This window comes from Pseudoalteromonas sp. J2K-J031 (assembly GCF_058197095.2).
This window is the reverse complement of sequence record NZ_CM200279.1, coordinates 2,093,721-2,105,904: the sequence shown is the minus strand read 5'-3', so window position 1 is coordinate 2,105,904 and position 12,184 is coordinate 2,093,721. Positions and strand designations below refer to the sequence as shown.

Below are 12,184 nucleotides of genomic sequence, written 5' to 3'. Positions count from 1 at the left end.
ACAAAATCCTAACGCTTGGATAGATTTTATAGGTTAGAAAAGCACTTAGTTCACATAAATTGAAAACTAAGTGCTTAAAGACAGTGTATTACGCTTTTAAGTTATCTAAATAACGCTCAGCATCTAAGGCTGCCATACAGCCTGTGCCTGCAGAGGTAATTGCTTGACGGTAAATATGATCGCACACATCACCTGCAGCAAACACACCCTCAACGCTAGTTTGAGTTGCATTACCGTGTAAACCAGATTGTACAACTAGGTAACCATCTTTCATTTCAAGTTGATTAACAAACATTTCAGTATTCGGTTTATGACCGATGGCAATAAAGACGCCTGCTAAATCAAGTTCTTCAGTAGCATCTGAATCAGTTGCTTTAATACGCACACCCGTAACGCCCATTTGATCGCCTAATACTTCGTCAAGGGTACGGTTGTAATGAAGGACAACATTGCCATTGGCCGCTTTGTCTTTTAAGCGTTCAGCTAAAATCTTTTCACTACGGAATGAATCACGACGGTGAATAACATGAACTTCTGAGGCAATATTAGATAAATAAAGCGCTTCTTCAACAGCGGTGTTACCACCGCCTACAACTGCTACTTTTTGATTGCGATAGAAAAAGCCGTCACATGTTGCACAAGCTGATACACCACGACCTTTAAAGTTTTCTTCTGACTCTAAACCTAAATAGGTGGCCGAAGCACCCGTTGCGATAATAAGCGCATCACAGGTATAAACACCGTTATCACCGGTTAAAGTAAATGGGCGGTTTTTAACATCAACAGTATGGATGTGGTCAAATAAAATTTCTGTTTCAAAACGTTCAGCATGCTCTTTCATGCGATCCATCAAAGCTGGACCTGTTAAACCATGTGCATCACCTGGCCAGTTTTCAACTTCAGTTGTAGTCGTTAATTGACCACCTTGTTGCATGCCCGTAATTAGCACAGGATTTAAATTTGCGCGTGCTGCGTAAACAGCGGCGGTATATCCAGCAGGGCCTGAACCTAAGATAAGTAATTTACAGTGTTTTGCAGTGCTCATTGAATTGTTTCCTAATTGCCTATGGCTGATTTAATGCGCCCGATTTTATGAAAAACAAGGCGAATGTAAAATTTTTTCCGAAATTGTTTTTTTGCAAAAATAGCTGGGTGTGCAAATTAGTGTACTTAAATACTGAACTTCACCTTTATCATTGTATTATATTTGAACAGCTGTATAGCGTTTTTACTTTATTTCATGACCCGCCGCATTTTTTTTGATATGTTGTTGAGCATTAGTGTGAATATAAACAGTTATGTAAGTAAAGGTATCATTCAGTGCAAAATGTTTTATGGCAGAAAATGCCCGCTTTTGGTATAAATTCAACTGATATTGAAGTACTTTTCAGTGCGAAGGAGTACAAACAACGCTTGCTTTCTTTAATTGCGCAAGCAACCACCCGAATTTATTTAACGGCACTGTACTTACAAGATGACGAAGCAGGCCGTGAGATTTTAACCGCATTACATGAGGCTTCATTAGCGAACCCAAAACTAGAAGTCAAAATATTTGTTGATTATCATCGTGCGCAACGTGGATTAATTGGTGCTGCCTCGCAAGAAGGTAATGCCAAATTATATTTTGATTTTGGTAAAGAGTTTGATTCAAATGTGCAAATATTTGGCGTACCAGTAAAAGCAAAAGAACTGTTTGGTGTACTACATGCCAAAGGGTTTATATTTGATGATACCGTTTTATACAGCGGTGCGAGTTTGAATAATGTTTATTTACAACAAGAACAACGCTATCGTCTTGACCGTTACTTTGTTTTAAAACAAGCGTCTCTTGCAGATGCAATGGTGGGGTTTTTAGAGCAAAGCTTTGTGCAAAGCGATGCGGTGCCTAGGCTCGATCTTCGCCCAATCCCGCGTTTGGTTGAAATGAAAGCGGCACACAAACAACTTGTTAAGCATTTAAAAACATTTGAGTATGAGAATGTAAACTCAGACACAGCAGCAAAAATAAAAATGCGCTTAGTGTGTGGCCTTGCTCGTAGGGGAAATCAGTTAAATCGGACGATTAAGCAGTTGTTTGAATCTGCTCAGACTGAACTGGTTTTATACACACCTTATTTTAATTTTCCAGCACCTTTATTGCGTACCTTGGCAAAAAAATTAAAGCAGGGCGTTAAAGTAACGATTGTTGTTGGTGATAAAACCGCAAACGATTTTTATCTTCCTCCTGAAGAGCCATTTAGTAAAATTGGGGCTTTGCCTTATTTGTATGAAACCATTTTGCACCGCTTTTTGGAGCGAAAACACCAATATATAGAATCTAAACAGCTTAATGTTTATCTTTGGAAAGATGATAACAATTCGTTTCATCTAAAAGGGGTGAGTGTTGACAAGCAGCTACATTTACTCACCGGTCATAATTTAAACCCTCGAGCTTGGGGTTTAGATTTAGAAAATGGTATTTTATTAGAAGATAAAGAAGAGTTATTACAGCCTGATTTAGAAAAAGAAAAACAGCAGATATTATCTCATTGTACTCAATTGACGAGCTATGCTGATGTTGAAACTATCGATAACTATCCAGATGCAGTTAAGAAGATTCTTGGACAGGCTAAACGAGTTAAGGTTGACTTTATTATTAAGCGTTTTATTTAATTTATTTCCCAGTAATAAAGTTAACCCTGAAATAAAGCTAACTTAGATCAAAAACTTAGATTTTAAAGAAACAAAAAAAGCAGCCTAGGCTTAATGCCGATCAGTTAAGAAATATTTTACTGATCGGTTGACCGATCTTCTGTAGATGTAACAATCCGATGAGCCCACATGTCATCGGATTTTTTATGGAACTGTCAGAAGCCTTAGCACGCACCTCAATTAACCGCCTTACCGAATTTTCGTCATTAGCGGATGTCCTAGACCCCGAAATTATTCAATCGTGTTTAGCCTCTAATGGTGTGGCCACATTGCGTAAACGCAAGCTGCCTATGGATGCAATGATTTGGGCCGTGATAGGTATGTCACTTTTTCGCACTGAATCAGTCCGCCTGCTCATCAACAAGCTCGATATTGTATTACCGCAGGATGTGGATTACGTCGCACGCAGTGCCGTGACACAAGCGAGAAAGAAGCTAGGCAGTGATGTGGTTCGAGATGTATTTCATCTTTCAGCACAGAAGTGGCATGAGCGAGCTGAGCATCCCCATTGGTGTGGTCTGAACTTATTTGGTGTAGATGGCGTTGTATGGCGCACGCCCGATAGTAAAGAAAACAGCGCAGCCTTTGCCCGTACAGCGAATAAAGCCAGTGAAGCAGGCTATCCTCAGGTACGAATGGTATGTCTGATGGAGCTTAGTAGCCACTTAATTCTTGATAGTGCATTGAGTAGCGTGAGTGAAAATGAGATGACACTGGCAGCACAGCTCATAGCACGTGTACCAGATAACAGCCTAACATTGTTTGATAAAGGCTTTTACTCACTAGGCTTGTTACATGATTGGCAGCATAAAGGCATCAACACACATTGGTTATTACCGCTAAAGAAGAACGTACAGTATGAGGAAATCAAACGTCTTGGCAGGCAAGATAAACTCATCCGCCTAACCACCACACCTCAAGCGAGAAAAAAGCGACCAGAGTTGCCCTTAACAATGGACGTGCGACTTATCACCAAACTAATCAAAGGAAAAGAAGTCAAAATACTCACGTCCATGGTCGACCCTATGGCATATCCATCGGCAGAAATAGTCGACCTTTATAGCCATCGCTGGGAAATAGAGATGGGCTACCGAGAAATGAAGCAACACTTGTTGGCAAGTAGGTTTACGTTAAGAAGCAACTTACCAGAGCTCATTAGACAGGAGTTATGGGGGGTGCTGTTGGCGTACAACTTAATCCGCTATAAGATGGTCCTGATGGCGAAGTCGCTCAAGAGTGTTTTCCCAAACCAACTAAGCTTTAGAGATGCCTCATCACACATCATCCATAAGCTGACTATGATGCCAATTTATGCGCCCGGTAATGTCCCCGGACAGATATTGGAAATAGAAAGAAATGCCAGTCAATTTAAGCTAGAGGGAAAACGAGAACGAAGTTACCCAAGAACACTAAAAGTATCGAAAAACCGCTACCCTGTGGCTAAAAATAAAAAAGCCGCTCACCTTAAGTGAACGGCATTAAGCCTAGGCTGCTTTTTTAATGTGTACTGTAAAATTATGCGTTTAATGCATCTAATGCAGTCACGTAAGGCATGTTGAAGCCTTCAGCTACTTCTTTAAATGTCACATGACCTTTATACACGTTTAATCCATTACGGAAATGTGCGTCATCAAGTAAGGCTTTTTTGTAGCCTTTGTTTGCTAAATTGATGATAAACGGCAATGTTGCATTGTTTAACGCAAATGTCGATGTTAGTGGTACAGCACCTGGCATATTGGCAACACAGTAATGAACAACGTCATCAACGATGAATGTTGGTTCTGCATGAGTAGTTGCTTTAGACGTTGCAATACAACCACCTTGGTCAATAGCTACGTCAACAATCGCCGAACCTGGTTTCATACGCTTGATGTGATCTGCTGTCACTAATTTAGGCGCTGCTGCACCTGGAATTAATACTCCACCAATCACTAGATCAGCTTCAAGTACATGCTTTTCTAACGCGTCAGCTGTTGAATAAACAACTTTGATTCTATTACCATACTGTGCATCTAAACGACGAAGAACATCAACGTTACGATCTAAAATTACAACGTCAGCACCCATACCTACAGCGATTTGTGCTGCATTCGCACCTACCATACCACCGCCGATAACCACAACTTTAGCTGGCTCAACACCTGGTACGCCACCTAATAACATGCCACGGCCGTTATTTGATTTTTCAAGCGCTTGAGCACCGGCTTGAATCGCCATACGACCAGCAACTTCAGACATAGGTGCTAGTAATGGTAAACCACCACGTGCATCAGTGACAGTTTCATACGCGATACAAATTGCTTTGCTTTTCACTAAGTCTTCAGTTTGTGGTAAATCTGGAGCAAGGTGAAGGTATGTGAAAAGGATTTGGTCTTCACGAAGCATTGCGCGCTCAACAGCTTGAGGCTCTTTAACTTTTACGATCATTTCAGCTGTTGCAAACACTTCTGCAGCCGTAGCTAAAATTTCAGCACCAGCAGCTTGATAATCATCATCGGTAAAACCAATGCCGATACCTGCGTTGTGTTCAATAAATACTTTATGGCCGTGGTTGATTAGCTCTCGCACGCTGCCAGGTACCATACCTACGCGGTATTCATGGTTTTTAATTTCTTTAGGTACACCGATAATCATAATAAAAATGCCTCTTTGAACATGGTTTTGTATTCGACTAGTATATTAGTTAAATGCTTTATTTGTTCACTAATTTTGAGTTAAAATGTAGTGAATAATCCTGTTTAAACTTTTTTGGTAGTGATTTATATGGTTAAGGATTCAAGTGTTCATCTATTAGACCGTATCGATAAAAAAATTTTATCGGAATTACAAAAAGACGCGCGTATTTCAAACGTTGAACTTGCAAGGCGAATAGGGCTAAGTGCTACCCCTTGCTTAGAGCGAGTAAAAAAGCTAGAACGCGAAAAATTTATTCGTGGTTACAAAGCCATTATAGATCCAGTTAAAATAGGTGCGTCATTATTAGTTTATGTTGAGATAACACTGACAAAAACCTCGCCAGATGTATTTAAAGACTTTAGTGAAGCCGTCAAGCTCCATGATGAGATTTTAGAATGTCATTTGGTTTCGGGTAACTTTGATTTCTTATTAAAAACGCGTGTGGCTGATATGGCGGCCTATCGTCAATTATTAGGCGATACTTTGCTCACATTACCAGCTGTGAGTGAAAGCCGTACCTATGTTGTGATGGAAGAAGTCAAAAACGAAGATATGTCACCGTTAAAAGCCGGTGCAAGGTAAGCCATTTCCTGATAAGGTATCATGATAAAAATAAAAGTTAATAAATGCATGGGGATAGACAAACTATGCGCCTAAATGGTGTGCAACGATTATTAGAAACGGGTTTGATTATTAGCACCGCAGTAGCGGCTTTTATCTTATGCGCCTTAATTAGTTTCGATCCCGCTGATCCGTCTTGGTCTCAAACCGGTGAATTTATCAAAGTCAAAAACATTACCGGTACAGCCGGAGCTTGGCTTGCGGATGTTCTATTATTCACGTTTGGTTGGCTTGCTTTTTTTGTGCCGGTTGCCATCCAACTTTTTGGTTACCTCTTTTTTAAAAAACCACACAAACTCCTTCAACTAGATTATATGACGTTAGGCCTGCGACTGTTGGGCATGGTGTTTTTTGTCAGTGCCGCGTCAGCAATTAGCAGTATTAATTTTGATGATATCTTTTATTTTTCATCTGGAGGCGTTGTAGGCGACGTTATCGCTAATGCTATGATGCCAGCATTTAATTTTACAGGTACGACTATTTTACTGTTGTGTTTCTTTTTTGCAGGCTTAACGTTATTGACAGGTGTCTCATGGGTTGAGTTTGTTGATTACTTAGGAGGCTTAGTTGTTCGAGCTGTTTTATGGTTACTCGGATTACCTAGACAGTGGCAAGAAAAACAGTTGGCTAAAGCCCAGCTTAGAGTTGAAAATGCGCAGCTTGCGACTGCGGTAGAAAAAGGCACTTCAGCCCCAGAGAAAATTCAACCGACAACGCATAAGTCACCTACGGTAGCCAAACACGATAAACCCGCAGTTCAACATTCAAAATTTCAAGAGTTTGATGACTTTTTAGAGAACGACTTTTCATTTAGTGCTGTTGATGATGAGCCAATTGATACGCGCTCAGCTTTAAGTGCGTTGGACGTCTTACAATCACCAGAACAAACAGCATCGTCATCACATTTTCAAGAGCCTGAAGTTCAAATGCAGCACACTAAACCTGCACCAATGCCTTCAGTAAAAACCTCATCTCATGTGCCGCAAACAGCAAAAGAAAAGTTTGAAGCGTTACTTGAAGAAAAACCGCCTATGAGCCGTTTACCAACGCTTGATTTACTCGACCGTCCAGACAAAAAGATGAATCCGATTTCGCAAGAAGAATTAGATGCTGTGTCTCAATTGGTTGAAGAAAAGTTACTTGATTTTGGAGTACAAGCCAAGGTAGTGGGGGTGTACCCAGGTCCAGTCGTTACACGATTTGAACTCGATCTTGCTCCTGGTATTAAAGTGTCAAAAATATCTGGATTGGCAAAAGATTTAGCACGTTCGTTATCTGCAATTAGCGTAAGGGTAGTGGAAGTTATTCCCGGTAAAACCTATGTTGGCATAGAATTACCGAACAAATACCGCGAAGTCGTTCGTCTTTCTGAAGTTATTTGTGCACCTAAGTTTGAAGAAAATGATTCTGCCCTTGCCATGGTGCTCGGTAAAGATATTGCTGGTGTGCCCGTGGTAGTTGATTTGGCGAAAATGCCCCATTTATTAGTGGCAGGTACAACGGGTTCAGGAAAGTCAGTTGGCGTTAATGTGATGATTGTTAGCTTGCTATACAAATCACCGCCAGAAGATGTTCGTTTGATCATGATTGATCCTAAAATGCTTGAACTTTCTGTTTATGAAGGGATCCCGCATTTGCTGTGCGAAGTCGTCACAGACATGAAAGAAGCTGCCAATGCATTACGTTGGTGTGTGGGTGAGATGGAACGCCGGTATAAGTTAATGTCGGCACTCGGGGTACGAAATCTAAAAGGCTACAACCAAAAAGTAGCAGACGCGATTGCGGCAGGTACACCGATATTAGATCCTTTATTTAAACAATCTGATGGTATGGCTGAGTTTCCATCGGAACTTGGTAAATTACCTGCAATCGTCGTTGTGATAGACGAATTTGCCGACATGATGATGATAGTGGGTAAAAAAGTTGAAGAGTTAATTGCGCGTATTGCACAAAAAGCCCGAGCTGCAGGTATTCACTTAGTACTTGCCACGCAGCGCCCATCGGTTGATGTTATTACTGGCTTGATTAAAGCGAATATTCCAACTCGAATGGCGTTTCAGGTATCGTCTAAAATTGATTCGCGTACCATTTTAGATCAACAAGGCGCTGAAAACTTATTAGGTATGGGTGACATGTTGTATTTACCGCCTGGCACAAGCGTGCCGGTTCGTGTTCATGGTGCGTTTGTTGACGACCACGAAGTACATGCGGTGGTTAATGATTGGAAAGCACGCGGTAAACCAAATTATGTTGATGAAATATTAAATGGTGATGCAAGTGATGAGGTGTTGTTACCAGGAGAAGTGGCAGAAGGGGATGATAGCGAAAGTGACCCGCTGTATGACGAAGCGGTGGCATTTGTTATTGAGAGCCGTAGAGCATCCGTGTCAAGTGTTCAACGTCGGTTAAGAGTCGGTTATAACCGCGCTGCACGATTAGTTGAGCAAATGGAAGCTTCCGGTATTGTCAGTGCCCCAGGACATAACGGAACTCGCGAAGTATTGTCGCCAAATCATGGCTCGCATTAGTTAAGGTATAAAATGAAAAAGTTATTATTGTCTTCTATGTTGTTTTTTAGTCCGTTTTTATTCGCTGATGCTAAAACTGACCTGCAAAAAGAATTAAACAAACTAACCAGTTTTGATGCACATTTTAATCAAACCGTGTTCGATGAGCAAAAGCAGCCTTTGCAACAAGCCAAAGGGCTATTACAGCTGCAACAACCCAATCAAATGCGTTGGCAGCAAGAAGACACCTTATTGGTGTCACAAGGCGCAAAAACCTATTTTTTTGATGCGTTTGCCGAACAAGTTACCATCATGAGTACTGAAAGTTTAATCGACAGCACGCCATTTGTTTTATTAACTCATCACCAAGATATGAGCCTTTGGAATAATTATAATGTAACGGCGGTTAATGGTAGTTATGAGCTGACTCCTGCACTGGGCCAGCAAAGCCAAGTTGAAAAATTAACGCTCGTATTTGACAGCAATGGTTTAGGCTTTAAAAAAATTCTAATCTTAGATTCTACTGGCCAACAAACCCAGTTTGAGTTTGAGCAAAGTAAGGTCAATATGCCTTTAGATGCTAAGCTGTTTCAATTCACAATCCCTGAAGGGGTTGCGGTAGACGACCAAAGCCAAGGTGAGTAATTTCGATTTTAATTTCGCGCCTGATGTTAGGCCACTTGCGGCACGAATGAGACCCAATGTGTTGGCCGAATATTGCGGGCAACAGCACTTATTATCACAAGATAAACCGTTATATCAGGCAATTATAAGTGGCCATTGCCATTCAATGATTCTATGGGGCCCTCCTGGCACCGGAAAAACCACATTAGCGCAATTAATTGCACACCATGCAACCGCACAATTTATTCAGCTTTCTGCGGTCACTGCGGGGGTGAAAGAAATTAGAGAGTCTGTGCTGCAGGCAAAAAACTTGCTCCAACAGGGCCAAAGAACTCTACTATTTGTTGATGAAGTTCACCGCTTTAACAAATCACAACAAGATGCTTTTTTACCTCATATAGAAGATGGTACCTTCTTGTTTGTTGGGGCGACAACCGAAAACCCATCTTTTGCACTTAATAACGCTATTTTGTCGCGCACCCGAGTGTATGTCTTAAAATCGCTTACCGATGATGATTTGTTGCAGGTGATTAATCGCGCTTTAACACACGATAGTTTACTGGCAACATTACACGTAAACATGGATGAAAAAGCCAAAGCAGCGTTGTGTGCAGCCGCGCAAGGAGATGCACGCAAAGCTCTCAATTTACTCGAGCAATCCGTTGATTTAGCACAATCCATTGCAGGAAAAAAAGTCATTAATAGCCAAGTGCTTGAGCATGTATTACCTAGTCATTTTGCTAAATATGATAAAGGGGGCGATGAATTTTACGACTTAATTTCTGCCTTTCATAAGTCTGTAAGGGGTTCAGCCCCCGATGCTGCCCTTTATTGGTATTGCCGCATTTTAGCGGGTGGTGGAGATCCTTTGTATGTTGCAAGAAGGTTACTTGCTATTGCCACTGAGGATATTGGAAATGCTGATCCTCGCGCGATGCAAGTGGCACTTAATGCATGGGATATCTTCCAACGAGTTGGACCCTCTGAAGGGGAACGAGCCATCGCACAAGCAACGTTATATTTAGCCTCTGCGCCTAAAAGTAACGCAGTTTATACCGCTTTTAATCAGGCAAAACACGATGCAGCACATTTGCCAAGTTATCCCGTGCCTGAACATTTACGTAATGCACCGACGCAAATAATGAAAGAGCTCGGTTTTGGTGCGCAGTATCGCTATGCGCATGATGAAGTAGGAGCTTTTGCCGCAGGTGAAAATTATTTTCCTGAAGTCATTAAAACCAAACAATATTACCACCCCACAGATCGTGGCCTTGAAAAGCAAATTAAAGACAAATTAGACTACTTGACGAGCCAAAATAATCAGAGTGTAACTAAACGCTATGACAGCAATTAAACTGTATTTTTTTATTGCATTAGGCGGTGCAACGGGAGCGTGCCTACGGTATTTTATTAGTGATTCCATGATAAAACTTCTTGGTAAGGGATTCCCTTTTGGCACCTTGACAGTTAATATTCTGGGTTCATTATTGATGGGCATTTTGTATGGCTTAATTGAAAAAGAAATTATCGCCATTAGCCCTGCCAAAAGCTTAATTGGAATTGGTTTTTTAGGTGCATTAACTACATTTTCAACCTTTTCTCTCGATACTTTACTGCTGATGCAGCAAGGGCAATGGTTTAAAATGGGTTTAAATGTCACATTGAATTTAGTTTGCTGTATTTTTGTTGCTTGGTTGGGCATACAGTTAGTTTTGCAAAAAGGTTAATAATAAAACATGTTGGATTCAAAATACTTACGTCAAGATATTGATGAGGCCGCAGCACGTTTAGCGAGCCGTGGTTACACGCTTGATGTTGCACAATTAAATGCGTTAGAAGAACAACGTAAAGCGCTACAAATTAAAACTCAAGATTTACAAAATGAGCGTAATACTCGCTCTAAAGCTATTGGCCAAGCGAAAGCGCGTGGTGAAGATATTGAGCCGTTACGTGCGCAAGTGGGCCATTTAGGTGATGAGCTTGACGCTGCAAAAATAGCTCAAGATGAGATTCTAGCAACGCTGCATGCAATTTCAGCTTCACTGCCAAACCTTCCTGATAGCTCAGTACCAAGCGGTAAAGATGAGTCTGAAAACGTTGAAGTATTCAAGTGGGGCACACCAAAGGAATATGATTTTGAAGTAAAAGATCATGTTGATTTAGGCGAGAGCTTAAATAAAGGATTAGATTTTGAAGCAGGCGTTAAATTAAGTGGTGCGCGCTTTACGGTTATGCGTGGCCAAATTGCTCGTATGCACCGTGCTTTAGTGCAGTTTATGCTAGATACTCACTGTGATAAAAACGGTTATACCGAAATGTACGTACCGTATTTAGTCAATAAAGACAGCTTATTTGGCACAGGCCAATTACCAAAATTTGCTGAAGATTTATTTCACACCAAAGGGCTAATCAATGATGATGGTGTTGAGCAAGATGGCTTTAGCCTTATTCCTACAGCAGAAGTGCCATTAACAAACTGTGCTCGTGATGAAATTTATGATGAAGCTTTGTTACCAATTAAATTAACTGCGCATACACCCTGCTTTCGAAGCGAAGCGGGCAGCTATGGCCGCGACACTCGTGGTTTAATCCGTCAGCACCAATTTGATAAAGTTGAATTAGTACAATTGGTAAAACCAGAAGATTCAATGGCAGCACTTGAAGAATTAACAGGCCACGCTGAGCAAATTCTACAAGCACTTGAATTACCGTATCGTAAAGTGATCTTATGTACTGGGGATATGGGGTTTGGTTCAGCCAAAACCTATGATCTTGAAGTATGGTTACCGGCACAAAATACCTACCGCGAAATTTCATCTTGCTCAAACATGGTGGATTTCCAAGCGCGTCGTATGCAAGCGCGTTTTCGTCGCCAAGGTGAGAAAAAGCCAGAGTTACTACATACATTAAATGGTTCAGGTTTAGCTGTTGGCCGCACCTTAGTCGCGATTTTAGAGAACTATCAACAAGCTGATGGCTCAATTGTGGTGCCAACAGTGCTACAAGGCTATATGGGTGGCGTAACCGTAATCAGTAAATAATTACGGTTTAGCATCAATAAAAAA

General features: G+C 41.1%; 10 protein-coding genes. 8 read left to right on the top strand and 2 right to left on the bottom strand.

The window, feature by feature from the left end:
- Positions 1–88 precede the first annotated feature (88 nt).
- Complete coding sequence (gene trxB, locus AC3KZC_RS09500; protein ID WP_490578777.1) at positions 89–1,045, bottom strand: thioredoxin-disulfide reductase; 957 nt, start codon at positions 1,043–1,045, stop codon at positions 89–91.
- A gap of 275 nt (positions 1,046–1,320) precedes the next feature.
- On the opposite strand from trxB, the gene pssA reads away from it, so the two are divergent.
- Positions 1,321–2,652, top strand: coding sequence for a CDP-diacylglycerol--serine O-phosphatidyltransferase (pssA, locus tag AC3KZC_RS09495; protein WP_490578778.1), 1,332 nt, complete (start codon positions 1,321–1,323; stop codon positions 2,650–2,652).
- Positions 2,653–2,837: 185 nt separating this feature from the next.
- Positions 2,838–4,163: an IS4 family transposase gene (locus AC3KZC_RS09490; protein WP_518525921.1), complete on the top strand. Its 1,326-nt coding sequence runs from the start codon at positions 2,838–2,840 to the stop codon at positions 4,161–4,163.
- 43 nt (positions 4,164–4,206) lie between these two features.
- Here the strand turns inward: AC3KZC_RS09490 and ald are convergent, their stop codons facing one another.
- Complete coding sequence (gene ald, locus AC3KZC_RS09485) at positions 4,207–5,325, bottom strand: alanine dehydrogenase (RefSeq protein WP_490580445.1); 1,119 nt, start codon at positions 5,323–5,325, stop codon at positions 4,207–4,209.
- 129 nt (positions 5,326–5,454) lie between these two features.
- Between ald and lrp the strand changes: the two genes are divergently transcribed.
- The 6 genes from lrp to serS all read left to right on the top strand — a co-directional run bounded on the left by lrp (position 5,455) and on the right by serS (position 12,160).
- The gene (lrp, locus tag AC3KZC_RS09480) at positions 5,455–5,949 is read left to right on the top strand and encodes a leucine-responsive transcriptional regulator Lrp (RefSeq protein WP_490580444.1); all 495 of its coding nucleotides are present in this window, start codon (positions 5,455–5,457) and stop codon (positions 5,947–5,949) included.
- A gap of 65 nt (positions 5,950–6,014) precedes the next feature.
- Positions 6,015–8,516: a DNA translocase FtsK gene (locus AC3KZC_RS09475; RefSeq protein ID WP_490580446.1), complete on the top strand. Its 2,502-nt coding sequence runs from the start codon at positions 6,015–6,017 to the stop codon at positions 8,514–8,516.
- A 12-nt stretch (positions 8,517–8,528) separates the two neighbouring features.
- Positions 8,529–9,140, top strand: coding sequence for an outer membrane lipoprotein periplasmic chaperone LolA (gene lolA / locus AC3KZC_RS09470; RefSeq protein ID WP_490580443.1), 612 nt, complete (start codon positions 8,529–8,531; stop codon positions 9,138–9,140).
- Positions 9,133–10,473 carry a replication-associated recombination protein A gene (locus tag AC3KZC_RS09465; RefSeq protein ID WP_490580442.1) on the top strand — a complete coding sequence of 447 codons (1,341 nt, stop codon included), beginning with the start codon at positions 9,133–9,135 and terminating at the stop codon, positions 10,471–10,473. The genes lolA and AC3KZC_RS09465 overlap by 8 nt, the downstream gene beginning before the upstream one ends.
- The gene (gene crcB / locus AC3KZC_RS09460) at positions 10,460–10,846 is read left to right on the top strand and encodes a fluoride efflux transporter CrcB (protein ID WP_490580441.1); all 387 of its coding nucleotides are present in this window, start codon (positions 10,460–10,462) and stop codon (positions 10,844–10,846) included. The genes AC3KZC_RS09465 and crcB overlap by 14 nt, the downstream gene beginning before the upstream one ends.
- Positions 10,847–10,855: 9 nt before the next feature.
- Positions 10,856–12,160 carry a serine--tRNA ligase gene (gene serS, locus AC3KZC_RS09455; protein ID WP_490580440.1) on the top strand — a complete coding sequence of 435 codons (1,305 nt, stop codon included), beginning with the start codon at positions 10,856–10,858 and terminating at the stop codon, positions 12,158–12,160.
- The last annotated feature ends 24 nt before the right edge of the window (positions 12,161–12,184 follow it).